The organism is Sorangium sp. So ce394, assembly GCF_051474665.1.
Lineage (GTDB): Bacteria > Myxococcota_A > Polyangia > Polyangiales > Polyangiaceae > Sorangium > Sorangium cellulosum_D.
Genome location: NZ_CP150339.1, coordinates 7741766 through 7757421, shown reverse-complemented (window position 1 = coordinate 7757421; position 15656 = coordinate 7741766). Strand labels below are relative to the sequence as shown.

15 protein-coding genes and 1 pseudogene are annotated in these 15656 nt (G+C 72.2%); 4 read left to right on the top strand and 12 right to left on the bottom strand.

What is annotated here, in order from left to right:
* Positions 1-64: 64 nt before the first annotated feature.
* From WMF33_RS28265 to WMF33_RS28235, 7 genes are all read right to left on the bottom strand, one after another.
* Complete coding sequence (locus tag WMF33_RS28265) at positions 65-583, bottom strand: hypothetical protein (protein ID WP_437331538.1); 519 nt, start codon at positions 581-583, stop codon at positions 65-67.
* A 96-nt stretch (positions 584-679) separates the two neighbouring features.
* Entirely contained in the window at positions 680-1474 is a 795-nt protein-coding gene (locus WMF33_RS28260; RefSeq protein ID WP_437331537.1) for a hypothetical protein, read from the bottom strand.
* 18 nt (positions 1475-1492) lie between these two features.
* A complete protein-coding gene (locus WMF33_RS28255; protein WP_437331536.1) occupies positions 1493-2524 on the bottom strand; it encodes an SDR family NAD(P)-dependent oxidoreductase in 1032 nt (343 codons plus the stop codon).
* Positions 2521-3054, bottom strand: coding sequence for a TetR/AcrR family transcriptional regulator (locus WMF33_RS28250; RefSeq protein WP_061625054.1), 534 nt, complete (start codon positions 3052-3054; stop codon positions 2521-2523). Before WMF33_RS28250 ends, WMF33_RS28255 begins: the two co-directional genes overlap by 4 nt.
* Positions 3055-3277: 223 nt before the next feature.
* Positions 3278-4429 (bottom strand): hypothetical protein, encoded by a 1152-nt coding sequence (locus tag WMF33_RS28245; protein WP_437331535.1) that lies wholly within the window; start codon positions 4427-4429, stop codon positions 3278-3280.
* Between the two features lie 296 nt (positions 4430-4725).
* Entirely contained in the window at positions 4726-5571 is an 846-nt protein-coding gene (locus tag WMF33_RS28240) for an aldo/keto reductase (protein WP_437331534.1), read from the bottom strand.
* Positions 5572-5809: 238 nt separating this feature from the next.
* Positions 5810-6742, bottom strand: coding sequence for a PP2C family protein-serine/threonine phosphatase (locus tag WMF33_RS28235; RefSeq protein ID WP_437331533.1), 933 nt, complete (start codon positions 6740-6742; stop codon positions 5810-5812).
* Between the two features lie 185 nt (positions 6743-6927).
* Here WMF33_RS28235 and WMF33_RS28230 point away from each other — a divergent pair, with 185 nt between their 5' ends.
* The 4 genes and pseudogenes from WMF33_RS28230 to WMF33_RS28215 all read left to right on the top strand — a co-directional run bounded on the left by WMF33_RS28230 (position 6928) and on the right by WMF33_RS28215 (position 11262).
* Positions 6928-7821: a phosphotransferase family protein gene (locus WMF33_RS28230; protein ID WP_437331532.1), complete on the top strand. Its 894-nt coding sequence runs from the start codon at positions 6928-6930 to the stop codon at positions 7819-7821.
* A 237-nt stretch (positions 7822-8058) separates the two neighbouring features.
* On the top strand, positions 8059-9888 hold the full coding sequence (locus WMF33_RS28225; RefSeq protein WP_437331531.1) for a protein kinase domain-containing protein: 1830 nt from the start codon (positions 8059-8061) through the stop codon (positions 9886-9888).
* A gap of 60 nt (positions 9889-9948) precedes the next feature.
* Positions 9949-10803 (top strand): annotated as a pseudogene (locus WMF33_RS28220) (sigma 54-interacting transcriptional regulator); the annotation flags it as partial.
* A gap of 168 nt (positions 10804-10971) precedes the next feature.
* Positions 10972-11262 carry a helix-turn-helix domain-containing protein gene (locus tag WMF33_RS28215; RefSeq protein WP_437339526.1) on the top strand — a complete coding sequence of 97 codons (291 nt, stop codon included), beginning with the start codon at positions 10972-10974 and terminating at the stop codon, positions 11260-11262.
* On the opposite strand, the gene WMF33_RS28210 is transcribed toward WMF33_RS28215, so the two are convergent.
* From WMF33_RS28210 to nth, 5 genes are all read right to left on the bottom strand, one after another.
* Positions 11219-11629: a hypothetical protein gene (locus WMF33_RS28210; protein WP_437331530.1), complete on the bottom strand. Its 411-nt coding sequence runs from the start codon at positions 11627-11629 to the stop codon at positions 11219-11221. The two genes, WMF33_RS28215 and WMF33_RS28210, sit on opposite strands and share 44 nt — an antisense overlap.
* 1164 nt (positions 11630-12793) lie before the next feature.
* Positions 12794-13411: a glutathione S-transferase family protein gene (locus WMF33_RS28205; RefSeq protein ID WP_437331529.1), complete on the bottom strand. Its 618-nt coding sequence runs from the start codon at positions 13409-13411 to the stop codon at positions 12794-12796.
* 129 nt (positions 13412-13540) lie between these two features.
* A complete protein-coding gene (locus WMF33_RS28200; protein WP_437331528.1) occupies positions 13541-14305 on the bottom strand; it encodes a YkgJ family cysteine cluster protein in 765 nt (254 codons plus the stop codon).
* 7 nt (positions 14306-14312) lie between these two features.
* Complete coding sequence (gene ung / locus WMF33_RS28195; RefSeq protein ID WP_437331527.1) at positions 14313-14996, bottom strand: uracil-DNA glycosylase; 684 nt, start codon at positions 14994-14996, stop codon at positions 14313-14315.
* Positions 14997-15003: 7 nt separating this feature from the next.
* A complete protein-coding gene (nth, locus tag WMF33_RS28190) occupies positions 15004-15636 on the bottom strand; it encodes an endonuclease III (RefSeq protein WP_061626106.1) in 633 nt (210 codons plus the stop codon).
* Between the last annotated feature and the right edge of the window lie 20 nt (positions 15637-15656).

Genomic DNA, 15656 nt, shown 5'->3' with positions numbered 1-15656 from the left:
GGACAGGGCGCCGCGATCGGGCTTCGTCCCCGGGAGCTGCGGGGCTCCGCGGCGCCTGCCCCGGTCAGGGACAGTCGTCGCCGATGCTCAGCCCGGTCGCGAAGAGGTGGTGGGCCTCGGGCTCACCCCGCCCCGTCGCGGTGACGTCGACGGTGATGTTGCACAGCACGTAGTCGCTCGGCCCGGCTTCCCACGAGAGGGTCCCGGTGGCGCCGGTCACGCTCACTTTGCGGCCTCTCGAGCTCCCTGCCGGGCCCTCGCAGTCGGCCGCCCGGTCGGTGATCAGCACATAGGCGGCGCTCCAGCCCTCGGGAGCCTCGATGTCGAGGCCAGTCTGGACGAGGGGCGGCGTGATCGCGTTGAGCTGCACGCACCGGTCGAGCTCCCGATCGGCCTTGCGCACGAGCAGGTGGTCGGGCCCCGGGTAGTACTGCACGCTGTACTCGGCCGCGGGCGGCGTCTCGCCCTGGCCGTCACCGCCGCCCGTATCGCCGCTCCCGGGCGCGGGCACGACGACGTTTCCGCAGGCGGCGAGGGCGAGACCGAAGAAAAGCGCGAGGGAAAGGGAAGCAGCGCGGTGCATGAAGCCGAGGCTGTCATACGCGGTCGCCGGCGAGGAGCGCCCAGCAGCATTTTGCGCGTGAGCCGGTGTGGGCACCCGTCAGGTTCGGGCACCCGTCTACAGGCACCCGTTGTCCACGGCCACGCCAGTGGCGCGGAGGAGCGCGGTCGCGGGCTCCGTCGGGAAGGTGGCGGTGATGTCCACGTCGAGGGTGCACGGCATGGATGTTCCCCCCGAGAGGTCCATCGACAGGCTCCCGGCGGCGCCCGTCGCCCGCACGGCCTCTCCAGCGGGCTTCGACGCCCCCGGCGCACAGCCGGCCGCCCCGCTGGTCTTCTCGATGCGCGTCACGACCCAGGTGTCCGGGAGGGTGGCGACGTCGAAGCCCTCCGGCGCGCTCTCGGCCGGCGCGTCGGCGTAGAGCGTCACGCACGCGTCCGTCTCCGGCTCGGCCTTGTAGACGACGAGGTGATCGAGCCCGCCGGCCCAGTAGGTCGCGGCGTAGTCGCCGCCGACGGGCTTGAGGCAGGAGGTGGCTTCCGAGACGTCCACGCCGGCCTGCTGCGCGGAGCACGCATTGCAATAGAACTGACCGTCGCAGCCGCAGACGCCCGGGCAATCCGCGGGACATACCTCCGGGCGGGCGGAGCACTGGCCCACGGTGTCGAAGGTCCCGCACGAGTCGTCGGGGAAGTCGCAGAACTCCTCTCCGCTGCAGATCCCGCCGCTGCGCGCCCCGCAGGCGACCGGCGCGCCGCCGCCCGCCGAGGTCGCGCTCGTGGCGGCGCCGTCGCCGCCCGCGCCGTCATCGCCGCCGCCCGCGCCGCCGCTGCCGGGCGGGGTGTCGACGGAGCCGCCGCAGGCGGCGAGGAGAAGGACGGAAACGACGGAGCCCAGGAGTCGATGGTTCATGACCGGAGTATGCCACGGTCAGTCGCTCGCTCGCCCCGACGCCCCGAATGCGTGCCGCAGGTGCGGCCCGATGCGCCGGGCGATCACGAGGTCGGCGAGGGGCGGGGCGAGCGCCTGCAGCAGCAGCAGGAGCCGCGTGGAAGCGCCCATCACGGCCTTCGTCTTCCTCGCGAGCAGGGCGGCCAGCACGAAGTCGGCGACCTTCTCCGGCGGCGCGAGCGCGCTCCCCGCGCGGCGCCAGAGGTCTGCGAAGGGGCGCTCGGCCGCCGTGTCCGCCGGCGCCGGGCCGACATAGCAGAGGAGCTCGGCCCGCCCCTCGGCGGCGAGCTCGCGGTTCACCGCGCTGCAGAAGCCGGCCAGCCCGGCCCGCGCGGCCACGTCGACCGAGTAGTACGGCAGCGCGAGGGTTCCGTCGCCGAAGCCGCCGAAGAGGGCGATCACGCCCCCCGGGCGCAAGCAGGGCAGGAAGGCGCGCGCCACGTGGATCGGCCCCGCGAGATCGACGGCCAGCTCCAGCTCGACCTCCTGGTCGGTGTGCGCGTCCAGCCCCTTGCGCACGTCGACGCCGGTCGCACACACCACGTGGTCGACGGGCCCCACGCGCGCTGCCACGTCGCGCAGCTGCGGCGCCGCGAGCTCGGCCGTGTGGTGCGCCGCCCCGTGTGCCCCCGCGAGCCGAGCGAGGCGCGCGCCGTCGCGCGCGACGAGGACGACCTCCGCGCCCTCCCTCGCCAAGGCCCGCACGACGGCCTCGCCCAGCCCGCCCGTGGCCCCGACCACCACGACCCGCCTGCCGCGGAAGCTCTCGCCGGTATCGACCTTCGGAGGCCGGAAGCGCGCGAGCGCCTCGGCGCCGAGGACCAGCCCCGCCCCCCAGAACATGACCTCGCCGGCCCCGATGAGCACGGCGGCGAGGACGGCGCGCTCCCCGACCGAAAGCGGGAGGAAGGGCACGACGAGGAACGCCGAGAACCAGACCGGAAACGAGCCGATCACCGAGCCCCAGGCGAGCGCGCGCAGGATGGCCTTGCGGCGAGAGGACGGCGTCACGGGCCGCGCCCTTCGCTCAGCTGCCCCAGGCGCCGGATGACCTCGGTCCGTCGCTCGGGCGGCGGCGGGTCCAGCCCGAGCAGCTCCGCCATCCAGAGCCCGTCGACGGCGAGCCGGACGACCAGCGCGTCGACCGGACAGATGCCGTCGCGGTCGAGCCGCTCCGCCCACGCACGGTAGCGCTCGCGCAGCGGCTCGAGGAGGTGGGGCGCGAGCGCGACGGCCGCGAGCAGCGCGGCGCTGGTCCGGTCGGGCACCTCGCCCTCGACGGTGGCGTGCAGATAGGCGCGCGTGAAGGAGCCCGGCCTGCCGTCCTCGCGCTGCGCGAGCCGGCGATCGAAGTCGGCGACGAGCGCCCCCACGAGGCCCTCCACGAGCGCCTCCTTCGAGGCGAAGTGATAGAGCAGCCCGCCCTTGCTCACCCCGGCCTCGGCCGCGACGGCATCGAGGGTCAGCGCATCGCTGCCGTCGCGTCGAACGACGACGGCGGCGGCGGCGAGGATGCGGTCGCGCTGGCTTGGCCTTGGCACCTCGTTTCTGTACCGTCCAGACGGTTCAGTTTCAAGGGATAAACATGAGAGCGTTCCCTCGAGCGCAGGACCGACGGTCGTGGTCAACTTTGCCCAGAGAGAGTCCACATGAAGGCGGGAAGGCGGGAAGATTATTAAGGTTTTCTTCCCGCCTTCCCGCCTTCATGTTCAAATTTGACCGCTACTGGACCGACGGGCTCCAGCAGGCCATGCCGTTGCTTCCCTAGGGACGGTCGAAGAAGTCGAAGACGTCGGGCAGCACGAGCGGGACCATTCCTGCGTGGTCCGCATCGACTTCCTTGTACGTGATCGCGTAGCCGCCAGCCGTCATCCAGTCGCGCAGCTCGTGGCTGCCCGTCAGGGAAGGCGTGCCGCGGGTCCCTTCCGTCACGAAGATGGGCATGTCGCGCAGCCGGTCCCAAGGATAGCCCGACTCCTGGACGAAGGGTCCGGACATGGGCGCCAGAGCCGTCCAGTAGTCGGCGTATTTGCCGCCGATGTACCAGGTGCCGCCGCTCCCCATCGAGTGTCCGGTGAGGAACATCGCGCTGCGATCGATCGGATACTCGTTCAGCACCAGCTCCAGGACGTTGATGACGTCCTTCTCGCTGAGCTCCTGATCGCGCACGCGCTCGGGCGTGACCATGGCCAGGAGCTTCTCCGCCTCCTCGGGCTGCCCGAACACGGCCGGCAGCCGCAGGAAGTTACCGTACGCGCCGTTGTAACCGAGCGGCGAGACCAGCAGCACGCCATGCTGGTCGGCCAGCGTCACCATCTGCTTGTTGTTCTGATCCAGGTACGAGCTCTCGTCGTTCCCAGCGCCGTGCAAGAACATCACGAGGGGCAGCTCCGACGTGCCGTCCCAGCGATTCGGGACGCAGACGCGGTAAGGAACGTCGGCGCCGGCGGCTTGAAAGCGATAGGTCCTGCGCTGGTCGCCTTTGGCGCGCCACTGCGGCGAGCTTGGATCGGCGACGGACGTGGCGAGCGCTCGCGCCTCGAGCACCACAGCGCGCGGATCGAGCGTGGTCCCGAACGAGATGGTCACCGGCTCGAAGTCGTCGTGGCCGCCCGTCCCCGTCGCGCCTCCAGCGCCGGCCTCGCCGCCGGCCGCCGTCGTTCCGCCGCTGGGCGCCCCACCGCCCGTGGCGCCGCCTCCTTCACCTCCCGCGCTCGCCGAAGCGCTTCCCGTGGACGCGCCGGTCGTGGCGCTGCCGCCGCTGCCTGAGACGGCGGCCCCGCCCGTCCCGGCTTGAGGGGTGTTGCCCGACGCGCCCGCGCCGTGATCCCCGTCACCGCTGCAACCCGAGAAGGCGTAAGAGGCGACCAGCGCCGCGAAGAATGTGGTTCGAGCGAACGTGGGTTGGTTGGTCATGTGAATCCCTAGGCGCGATCTCGCCCTCACCGGCAGCGTTCCACGAGGCGCGCCCTCTGCGTGAGGTCGTTTCCGTTGGATGTTCACCGCGCGCGCCCGCGCACGCCCCGCCGCTGGGTGCTGGCGCGATGCCGAGCAGGCTGCTTGATGGCCGGAAAATCCAGCTCCGACATGGCCATCGCCTCGCTGGATCTCCGCTCGCCGCGGTCGCGGTGAGGCACGCATTGTGAGCGTTCACATTTTCAATGTCAACTCTCTCTTCTCTTCCGACCCGCCGCCGGCGCGGACTCGAGCCCTCAGAGCGTCGGCAGCACGCCGCGGTCGCGCCCGAGCGGGAACGCCGTCTCCAGGCGGGCGACGTCCTCGCCGGTGAGGCGCAGATCGCCCGCGGCCGCGTTGTCGAGCGCGTGCGCGGCGCTCGCCGCCTTCGGGATCACGAAGACCGGCTGGCGGCGCAGCAGGAAGCGCAGCGCGACCTGCCGCGGGGTCACGCCGTGGGCGGCGGCGATCGACGCGAGCACCCTGCCCGCCGTGCCGTCCGGCGCCGGGAACCGGCCCGAGCCAAAGGGGCTGTAGGCGACGACGGCGATGCCGTGCCGCTCGCAGAGAGGCAGCACCCGGTGCTCGACCGCCCGCTCGAGCAGGTGATAGAGCACCTGATTGCACGCGATCTCGTTCACTCCGGCGATCGCGATGGCCCTCGAGAGCTCCGCCTGGTCGAAGTTGCTGACGCCGAAATACCGGATCTTGCCCTGGGCCCTCAGGTCCTTGAAGGCGCGGAAGGTCTCCTCGAGCGGGTGCGACCCGGGCCAGTGGAGGAGATAGAGGTCGAGCCGGTCGGTGCGGAGCCGCTCCAGGCTGCGCTCGCACGCGGCGATGGTGCCGGAGTAGCTCGCGTTGCTCGGCAATACCTTGGAGACGAGGAACACCTCGTCGCGGCGCCCCTCGATCGCCTTTCCCACGAGCGTCTCGACCTCGCCCGAGCCGTACATCTCGGCCGTGTCGATGTGCGTCATGCCCGCGTCGAGCCCCCGCCGGATGGCGTCGATGCAGCCCGCCTCGTCGTCCGCCTCCATCTGCCAGGTGCCCTGTCCGACGACCGGAATCTTGACGCCCGTAGAACCGAGTGTGCGCTGCTCCATAGAACGATGATCCTCCGCTCCGTCCCGAAAGACAGCATGCGGCTCCCCCCCTCGCCGAGGCGAGCCCCGTCCGAGTGGGATCGCTGAAATCACCGCGGAAGGCAAGCCCGAGCGCGGTCCGATCGGGCCGAGGCCGGCTGTCGGCGATGTCGCCCTGTCGTGAAAAATTCCTCGCTCGAGGACGGCCCGGACAGGCGATGAGCGGCTGTGCCGATTGCCCGCCGCGCGCCCGCCGCGCTCACGTCCCGCCCGAGGTCGGCGGGCCGTCGTAGCGGCGGGTAGGCCCCTCGGAGAATCGAGAGATTTCGATGATTTCCAGGGAACCGTCGCCGTCCGGCGGGGCGAGCCACGGGCCGTCGAACCGCGCGACCAGCGCCGTCACGTTGTCGCGTCCGCCGGCGGCGAGCGCGGCGCCGATCAGGGCGCTTGCCGCCTCTGCCGGATCGGGGTGGGCGTCGAGCGCGGCGGCGATGTGCCGGTCGTCGATGAGGTCGCTCAGACCGTCGGTGCAGAGCAGCAGGGCATCCCCGCGGCGGAGCTCCACGGCGGAGAGCGCGATGCTGAGGCGCTCGCGCAGCCCGAGGGCCTGGAGCATCACGCCCCGGTGCTCGAAGGTGGCGGCCTCGTCGGGCCGGAGCTTGCCGCTCTCGAGCAGCGACTGGACCAGGGTCTGGTCGCGGGTCACCTGCGTGAGGGCGCCGCGGCGGAGGAGGTAAGCGCGGCTGTCGCCGACCTGCGCGAGCAACAGGCGCTCGTCGCAGAGCGCGGCGACCGTGGCGGTGGTGCCGCTGCTCCGGTGCTGCGGGCTCCTCCGGGCGTTGTCGCGGACGGCGCGCCCGGCCTCGCCGAGCGCCGCGAGCAGGCCGCGCTCGAGCGCGTCGCTCGAGCGGGGCGCGGATCGGGCGAGGGCGGCGTGGACCGTGCGCGCGGCGAGCCGGCTCGCCGCGTCGGGGGACGACGCGCCGCCCGAGCCGTCGTAGACGCCGAGCGCCAGGGCGAGCGGCGGCTCCGCCGACGCCTGGGCCGCCGCGGGGCCGTGGGCGAGCCCGCGCGCGAGGTCGCTGATGAGGAAGGTGTCCTCGTTGTGCTCGCGGCTGAGCCCCACGTCGGTCCGGGCCGCCGCGGCGACCGACGCGCCGTGCTCGATGGCGAACGAGCGGTACACGGGCATGCGCGTAGCGTACTCCGAGGGCGGCGTCCGAGGGAGGGCGCCGGCGCCCGTGAGGCCGCCGTGGCGGGCCGCTGCGCGGGCGTGGAGCGGCCGCCGGCGAGCGCTGCGGGCGCCACGTTCGCGCTGGGCGTCCGGATCGCCGGCGCGCGCTCGACGCGCCGCGCGCTTCGTGCATGAAGTGGCGCATGAGGCTCGTCCGCAACCCCGAGCGCGCGTGGGAGCGCGCCGCGCACGTCCAGACCCTGGATCGCGCCGAGATCGAGCGGCGCGTCGGGCCGTTCTCCGGCGAGGTGGAGGTGCTCGACGGCGGGCTCGCCAACGTGAACGTGCGCCTCGGCGCCGACCGTGTGCTGCGCGTGTACCGGCGAGATCCGGGCGCGGCGTCGAAGGAGGCCAGCCTGCTCGCGCGGGGCTGGAGGTCGTTCCGCGTCCCGGCGGTCCTGTCGGCGGGCGACGATTTTCTCCTGCTCGAGCACGTCGCCCACGGGCCCCTCCAGGACACCGCGGCGTGCGGCGCCGCGGCCGGGCGCGCGCTCGCGGAGATCCACGGCGTCGGCTTCGACAGCGCGGGCTTCCTCGGGCCGGATCTCGCCGTCGCCGCGCCGTTCGCCGACTGCGTGGGCGCGCTTCGGAGCTACGTCGCCTCGGTCCTCGACAGGCTGGCTCCAGCCCTGCGCGGCGAGCTCGGCGAGCGCGTGAGCGCCTTTCTCGACGCGCGCGAAGGGGCGCTCCGCGAGCGCGCGTCGGCCCCCGTGCTCCTGCATGGAGACTTCAAGGCCTCCAACCTCCACTGGCTCCCGTCGGGCGAGCTCCTCGTGCTCGATTGGGAGTTCGCGTACGCCGGACCGAGGCTGATGGACGTCGGGCAGCTCCTGCGCTGGGGGCCAGGGGCCGAGTTCGTGGCGGCGTTCGCGGGCGCGTATCGCGCGCATGCGCCGCTCGCCCACGACTTCGAGCGGTGGGCCGCGGCCTTCGACGTGTTCAACCTGGTGGGGCTGCTCGATGGGGTGGAGCCGAGCTCGCGCCGGGCCGTGGAAGTCCGCGGCCGGATTCTACAAACCATTCAACAGGAGCGTTGAGCCGGGCTCGACGTGGGCACAGCTGCCTGACACCCGGGCAGCTGTGCCCAAGTCAAGCCGAGGCGGATCCCACGAAGGGAGATCGTTCGATGCGCAGGCTGGGCGACCTCTCGCGTGATGTGGGCGGGGCGGAATCCTAAGAGGACCGGACCAGAGAGGATCCGCCGGCGAGGTCTCCCGCTGCCAGCTCGGGATCACCCCTTCTGTTGGCCAGACCGCTGCGGTAACTATGGACCCGTGCAGCTCCACCCCGGCGTGCGCGTCGACCGCTACACCCTGATCGAACCTCTCGGCCGAGGAGGACAGGGCGCCGTCTGGAAGGTCCACGATCCGCTCGACGGGAGCCTGCGCGCCCTCAAGCTGTTCTTTCTCGGCGGCCTTGAGGCGGGCGCCGCGGAACGGGCCCGGCGGGAGGCAAGAGCCGTCGCCGGCGCCGTGCATCCGGCGCTGATCCCCTGCCGCGCCCTCTTTGAAGCGCCTGCGGACGGCGTTGTGGGGCTGGTCTTCGACTTCGTGCAAGGCCAGTCGCTCACGGACGCGGCGGCGCGGATGTCGCTCGGTCAACGCGGTGCCGTGCTGGCCCAGATCGCGACCGCTCTGGCGCATGTGCATGGTCTCGGCCTCTTGCATCGCGATCTGAAGCCGGCCAACGTGCTCGTCACGGATGCGTTCTGGGGTACAACGGATGCGCCCGGGAGCGTGCGGCTCATCGACTTCGGGATCGCCGCGCCCGCCGGGAACCCGAGGCCGCTGACGGCCACGGGCGCGGTCATCGGCACCGTTGCGTACCTGTCGCCCGAGCTGCTCGCGCCTGGGCTCTGGCTCCCGCCGCGCGAAGGCTTCACCCGCGACGTGTTCGCGTTCGGGGTGCTCGCATGCGAGCTGCTCTGCGGAGCACATCCGACCGGGCTCTCTCCGGACGCGCCGGTCGACGCGTTTGTCGATGCCTATGTCGCGGCGGAGCAAGGACATCGCCCCTGGCCGCCCCAGGTGCCGGACGCTCTCTGGGCCGAGGTGATCCGCGCGTGCCTTGAGATCCAGCCGCGGCGGCGGCTGGCCCATGGCGCGGCGCTCCTGCAAAAGATCGAGGCGGCGGCGGCGGCGAGCCCGGGGCGGCTGCGCATTGCGCCGCCGGGCGCGAGCGCGACGGATCCGCACCTTGGCCCGACGGAGCTCCAGGTGCAGCCTGGACGAGCTTCCTGGGACGGACGGCGATCGAGCGACTCGCCCCGCACCACGCCGATGACCTCGCTGCCCTCTGCGGCGCTGCGGCCCTCCGCCCCGACGCTCTCACCGGCGCCTTCCACGGCTGGGCTGCGGCGGTCTGCCGTGACCCCCATTCCCGCACCGAGCCTGCGCCCGGTGCGCCCGGAGCCGCCCTCCGAGCCGCGGTCGCCCGGCAAGGTGGGGCAATCCACGCTCCTTCTGGCGTTGGGGCTGGCGCTCGGGGTTGCTGCCTCTGCTGGCGCTGCGATGCTCGCAAAATCTTCGGATCCAGAGGCCGACGAGGGGGTGCCCATGATCCCGCCTGCTGCGCCGGGCGTTGCCTCCGTGCAGCCCGATCCGCTCCAGGTCACGCCGCCGAAGCCGCCTGATGTGACGCCGTGCTGCAGAAAGCAGGGAGACTGTCTTTCCAAGGGGATGACCTGCCTGCCGGCGCCGTGCGAGGACGTCCCCTTGCCTGAGCGTACCTGGTCGCTGCGGCTCACGGGGGTAGCCCGGCGGCCGGAGGGCGAAAGCAGCTTCAGCGAGGACATGGCCAGGACCCACCCGGCCGCAGAGGCATGCGTGCACCGCAAGTCCACGGGGGAGGAAATCTGCGTCCCGTTCACGCAGGACCCCACAGCCCGGAGGCAGCCCGAGCGACTGCAAGTCACGACGGCCGAGCTGGTGCGCGGTGAGATCGTGGTCCGGGTCATGGAGGCGGGGGTGTCGCTTTCGGAGGGGCGCGTCGCGGCCAATCACGACTGGCTCAAGAGCGGCGTGCTGTGTCAAGGCTTGCTGCTGTACGTGGGGCAGAAGGCCAGCGCGTCTGTGCGGATCGCCGTCGCGTTGGATGCCGAATGAGCACGGGCGCACGGCGGGCTCGCTAAGGAGCTGCGACGGCGATACCATGAGGAGGGCGCGATGACCACCCGCCCGCCGCGCGATGTGCCGACCGACGAGCACCGGCCCCCGACCGGCACACGCGGGGCTCGGGGCGCGCCAGCGCTGCTCGCCGCTTTTCCTGCCAACGTCCTCGTCCCGCTGCCGTCCCCTGGAGTCTCCGCGGGGCGAGCGTGGCTCGCGGCGGCGGGGCTCAATGACACGAAGGTCTCGTCCAACCACCTTCGCCTGACGCGGGCGGGAGGGCAGCTCCAGGTCGAGGATGTGGGCTCGCGCAACGGGACATGGCTCGACGGCCACCGGCTCCCACCGCGCGAGCCGGTGCCGCTCGAGGATGGGTCCGTCCTGCGCGCGGGCGAAACCCTGCTCGTTTATCGCGCGACGTATGCCGGTCGATCCGAGCCGGAGCCCGCGCTCGGCGGCCTCGCGGGGCCGTGGGGGCTCGGCGCTGCGCGCGCCGAGCTCGACGGGCTTGCCAGGCGGCCCGTGGGCAACGTGCTCATCACGGGGGAGAGCGGTACGGGCAAGGAGATGCTCGCCGAGGCGGTCGTGCAGGCGCTCGGGCGCTCGAAGGCGCCTTTCACGCGCGTCAACGTGGCAGGCATCGTCGCGAGCGTCTTCGAGGGGCAGCTCTTCGGCTGGGAACGCGGGGCGTTCTCGGGGAGCGACGCGAGAAACCTCGGGCTGCTGCGAGCGAGCGCCGGAGGGGCGGTGTTCCTCGACGAGATCGGGGAGCTGCCGATCGAGCTGCAGCCCAAGCTGCTGCGGGTCCTCGAGAACCGGGAGGTTCTCGCGGTGGGCGCGACGGCGCCGGTGCCCGTCGATATCGCCATCATCGCGGCGACCAACCGCCTGCTTGAGGAGGCGGTCCAGCAGGGGAGGTTCCGTCTCGACCTGTTGGCGCGGTTTCCCGTGCGCATCGCGCTGCCGCCGCTCCGGGAGCGGCCGGAGGACGTATTCGCGATCTTGCGGGCGCTCTGGGAGCGCTCGCACGGGCCGTTGGAGCTGGCTCGCGTGCGGGTGGATGTCGAGGCGGTGGAGCTCATGATGCTCCACGACTGGCCCGAGAACGTGCGGGGCATGAGCCGCCTGGTCGCGGCGGCAGATCCGGCGACGGGGCTCAAGCTCTCGATCGTGGAGCAGGCACTCGGCGTGCGCGCGGCGGCGGCCGCAGCGCCGCCGCCGACGCGGGAGGCGATCCTGGAGGCGCTCGGCGCTTGCGGCGGCAACCAGGTTCAAGCCGCGAAGCGCCTTGGACTCTCCCGAGGTCAGCTGCTCCGGCGGCTCAAGGTCATCCAGCAGGAGGCCGGCGAGCGGCGCTCGCGGAAGCGATGAGCGGCGCGGCCGTAGAGCAGGTGAAGACCGATGGTACTCCGCCACGCGCGGCCGCCGTGGGAGGCGGCATGCACGCCCGGCGCGTGACCTGGGCAGCGAGGTCGAGAAGACGCCGCTCGACGTCCGGATACTCCGGGTGAGCAAGGATCATGTCCGCGCTCAGCGTCCAGAGGTGCGCGTGTCGCGCAAAGTAGAGCTCCAGAGATGTGATCTGGGGCAGATGCTGCCCTTCGCGCCGCGCCCGCTCGGCCAGGATCAGATAGGCAACGAGCTGGCGCACCATGGGCCGCTCAACGTCATCACGGACTGACACCTTGAGATCGATCAGGCGTCCGCCCACGAGGAGGTCCGCATCGGCCCCGCCCACGAGGCTGGAGTAGCAGCCGAATGTCGGGTTCAATAACACGTCGCCGCCGTCGAGGCTCCTGTCGCGTGCCGTGCTGGAGCACCCGGCATGCCAACCGCGCGCTGTGCGTTTCGGGCCTCGCGGCCTGCACCCGAGATGCCGACACGCCGCGCCTCGAGTTGACTCGAGCTGATCGCGATCACCGGCAAGACCACATGCTCTGAACGCGATCACCTCGCGGTCGAGGAGCCTGGCTGGGGTCCTGCGTCGATCGAACGCTGCGCGTGCCGGTGCCTTCCGCGAGACACTGGCCGGCGAGTTGCATTCGGTCGACACGATGGCCCCCACCTCACCTGGTTCAGTGTCGCCTTCTTGCGTACCGGGTTCCGTCTCGAGCCATGGGCAGGCTGTGCTCGCGACGGTGGCCCTTGCGGTCCTGTCGTTCCTGATCGCGGCGCCGGTCATGCTGCTCGTCCTGGTCGCCTGGGCTGCTGTCTTGGCCGTCGCTGCCGCAGGCCTTCTCGGCGCGACGGGAGGCATCGAGCCGCGCGTCGTCGATGCCGGCATCGATTTCACGCGCGTCGCGCTCGCCTTCACCTCTGGGATGGCCCTGGCAGGCAAGCTCGTCGAGGTCTGGCAACGCCGTTCGAGTGCCGTCGCGAGAGCGTGGATCCCGCGCGCCCCGTGGCTCTTCCGGCATCCCTTCGTCGGCGTGGGGTGCGTGCTACTGAGCGTCGATCTCGTCCTTCTGCCGCTCGCGTACGCGGGCGTTATCACGGTGCCGAGCCCGATTCGCGGCGCGGGCGTCATCGGAGGGGCAGCGCTGCTCGTGATCGTCGTGGCTGGCGCGGTCCTCGGAGCGTGGTGGAGGGCGACGCGCGCGCTCTGGGCCGGCGCACGTCGGTCCTCGTTCGCCGCGGGCGTCGTGACGACGTGCGGCCTCGTCGCCGCGCTGGGCGCTTGCGCTGTGGCGAGCGCGGTTGCCGGCTGCTGCTCGCTCTCCTGCGCGAAGGAAGACGCCGACGATGGGCTGAAGGAAGGTGAGGGCGGCCGGCCGCCGCAGCAGCTTCGGGCCCGCTCCGGCGAGCCGCCCGCGCGGGCATCCCCGGCGCGGGCCACCACGGCGGGCCGCTCGGCGCGCCGGCGCGGAGGGCGGCCCGCCCGTTCAGGGCAGGGCCGCGGCGATCAGGACGAGACCTTCACCCAGGCGGGACGCGTGCTGACGCGCTTCCACCAGGCCGCGACGTTCGGCCGGTCGTTGATGAGGTCGTCGACCTTCGTGAACGCGAGACATTGCATGTACGGCATCCACGAGATGTCGGCCAGCGAGTAGGTCGAGCCCGCGAGGTACTCCTGGCCGGCCAGCGCCTTGTCGACGATGTCGAGCGCCTTCGCGAGCTCGGCCTTGGCCGACGCGACGAGGGACTCGTCGCCCTGCTGGCCGCGCATCGGGAGCAGGACGCGCTGGTAGAGGATCTTGATGGCGGGCCCGGAGACATAGGACTGCTCCACGCTGAGCCACTGATCCATGAGCGCCTTCGCCCTGAGCTCGGTCGGCGTGAGCGAGGGGCCCGGGAGCTTCTGGTCGAGGTACCGGATGATCGCCCGCGACTCGTAGAGCTTAAAGTCCTCGTCCTCGAGCACCGGGATCACGCCGAAGGGGTGGCGCGCGAGGTGCTCGGGCTGCTTCTGCTCGCCCTTCCCCAGGTCGATGACCACGACCTGCGCCTCGTGACCCTTCTCGGCGAGCACCGTCAGCACCTTGCGCGTACACGTGCTCATGGGATGTCCGTAGACCTTCATGGATCCTCCTTGTCCTGTGTCCTGTCGAGAGGCGCCGGCGGACGGCGGCCTCCGCGGCGCGTCAGCGTAGACGGATTCCGTGGATTGCCAACCGTCCTGGTGGGGTCCGGGACGCGGCGGGGCGCGCGATCACGCCTCGCGCCGGCGGTCCGCCTGCCACTCGGCGTCGCGGGCCGCGGCGAAGACGGGCAGGCGCGCGAGCCACCGCTCGCCGGCGTTCGGGCGCTCGATCGCGATGCGCAGCGCGGCGATGAGCTCCAGCGGCGCGGCGTCGAGGCCCTGCTCCCGCGCGGCCCAGCCCAGGCCGGCGAGCACGGCGTTCGCGACCTCGTAGCTCGGGCGGTGCATCGGGGCCGTGGGGACGGCCGCGGGCGCGGCGAAGTGGCGCTCGCACGCCGCGGCGTCGAGGGAGCTCCAGCCGGCGCACACGATCGGGCGGACGGCGTGGACCGAGCAGGCGCCGCGCTCGTCGAGGAGCGGGCAGGGGACCCGGGCCTCGGCGCGCTCGAGCCGGGAGAGGCCGCGCGTCGCGGCGTCGGCGGCGCGCACGCGCTCGGCGAGCGCGGCGAGCTCCGCCTCGGTCCGGGTGGCGCGCAGGTGGGCCGCGATGCGCAGCACCTCCGGCGCCAGCGCGAGCACCTTGCTGACGCAGCAGGTCGAGCAGCCGGCCCGGCAGGCGATGGGCCGCGCGGGCGGCTCGGCGGCCACCGCGGCCTCCTCCAGCGCCTCGGCGCGCGCGAGCGCCGCGGCCGCGGCCGCCACGGCGCCGGCCTCGGTGCGCTCGCCGAGCGAGAGCGCGAGCGCGGCGCGCTCGCCGTCGGCGATGCCCTCGAGGACGGCGGGGGTGTACCGCGTGCCGGGGGCGAGCGGCAGGGGGCGCTTCTGCCGGGGCATCGCGGCGCTACTCGAGCTCCGGGAGGCGCCAGTCGATCTCCCCGGCGCCGCGGGCGCGCAGGGCGGCGTTGATGGTCGAGAACGGCTTGCTGCCGAAGAAGCCGCTCCTCGCCGACAGCGGCGAGGGGTGGGCCGCCTTGATGACGGTGTGGCGGCGCGCGTCGATGAGCTTCGCCTTCTTCTGCGCGTGGCCGCCCCAGAGGACGAACACGACGCCATCGGGCCGGTCGTTGACCTTCCGGATCACGGCGTCGGTGAACGTCTCCCAGCCCTGGTTCTTGTGCGAGTTCGGCGTGTGCGCGCGGACGGTGAGCACGGTGTTCAGCAGCAGCACGCCCTGGCTCGCCCAGGCGGTGAGGCAGCCGTGGCTCGGGACCTTGAAGTCCGGCAGATCGGCGAGCGCCTCCTTGTACATGTTGGCGAGCGACGGCGGCGGCGGGACGCCCGGGCGCACGGAGAAGCAGAGCCCGTGGGCCTGCCCCTCGTCGTGGTACGGGTCCTGGCCGAGGAGCAGCACGCGCACGCGCTCGTACGGCGTGAGCTCGAACGCGGCGAAGACGTCCTCCTCGGCCGGGAAGACCCGGTGGGCCTCGCGCTCGGCCGAAAGGAAGCGCGTCAGCTGCTGGAAATAGGGCTTATCGAGCTCCTCCGCGAGCACGTTTTGCCACGAGCCGGGCAGATCGATCTTCATCTCTCGCTCAGACCCCTTCCTTCGGGCAGAGATCGCTCATGCGGCACTCCGCGCACTTGGGCTTCCTGGCGACGCAGGTGTACCGGCCGTGCAGGACCATGGCAGGGCCGAAGAAGGTCCATTGATCCTTCGGCACGAGCCGCATGAGGTCCTCCTCGATCTGCTCGGGCTTCTCGCGTTTCGAGAGGCCGATGCGGCCGCTGAGGCGGGCGACGTGGGTGTCGACGATGATCCCGGAGGGGAGGCCGAACGCCGTGTTGAGCACGACGTTCGCCGTCTTCCTGGCCACGCCCGGCAGTGACGTGAGATCGGCCATGTTCCCGGGCACCTCGCCGCCGAAGCGCGCGACGAGCGCCTGGCACGCGGCCTTCACCGTCTTCGTCTTCTGCCGGTAGAAGCCGGTCGGCTTGAGCTCCTCCTCGAGCACCTCGGTGGGGGCGTCGGCGTACGCCTGCGCCGTCGTGTACTTCTTGAAGAGGGTGGCGGTCACCCGGTTGACGCGCTCGTCCGTGCATTGCGCGGCCAGGATGGTCGCGACGAGCAGGTCGAGCGGCGTCTCCCAGTCGAGCTCGTAGCGCGCGTCGGGGTAGGCCTCGCGCAGGTGTTGGAGGAGGGGGGGGATGCGGTCTCGGGCGTTCATGCGGCTCGCCGCAGGGTAGC

Bases quoted from the DNA above. Each gene is read 5' to 3' on its own strand.
- WMF33_RS28265 (WP_437331538.1), bottom strand. From the start codon at position 583: ATGCACCGCGCTGCTTCCCTTTCCCTCGCGCTTTTCTTCGGTCTCGCC.
- WMF33_RS28260 (WP_437331537.1), bottom strand. From the start codon at position 1,474: ATGAACCATCGACTCCTGGGCTCCGTCGTTTCCGTCCTTCTCCTCGCC.
- WMF33_RS28245 (WP_437331535.1), bottom strand. From the start codon at position 4,429: ATGACCAACCAACCCACGTTCGCTCGAACCACATTCTTCGCGGCGCTG.
- WMF33_RS28240 (WP_437331534.1), bottom strand. From the start codon at position 5,571: ATGGAGCAGCGCACACTCGGTTCTACGGGCGTCAAGATTCCGGTCGTC.
- WMF33_RS28235 (WP_437331533.1), bottom strand. From the start codon at position 6,742: ATGCCCGTGTACCGCTCGTTCGCCATCGAGCACGGCGCGTCGGTCGCC.
- WMF33_RS28230 (WP_437331532.1), top strand. From the start codon at position 6,928: ATGAGGCTCGTCCGCAACCCCGAGCGCGCGTGGGAGCGCGCCGCGCAC.
- WMF33_RS28215 (WP_437339526.1), top strand. From the start codon at position 10,972: ATGATGCTCCACGACTGGCCCGAGAACGTGCGGGGCATGAGCCGCCTG.
- WMF33_RS28205 (WP_437331529.1), bottom strand. From the start codon at position 13,411: ATGAAGGTCTACGGACATCCCATGAGCACGTGTACGCGCAAGGTGCTG.
- WMF33_RS28200 (WP_437331528.1), bottom strand. From the start codon at position 14,305: ATGCCCCGGCAGAAGCGCCCCCTGCCGCTCGCCCCCGGCACGCGGTAC.
- ung (WP_437331527.1), bottom strand. From the start codon at position 14,996: ATGAAGATCGATCTGCCCGGCTCGTGGCAAAACGTGCTCGCGGAGGAG.
- nth (WP_061626106.1), bottom strand. From the start codon at position 15,636: ATGAACGCCCGAGACCGCATCCCCCCCCTCCTCCAACACCTGCGCGAG.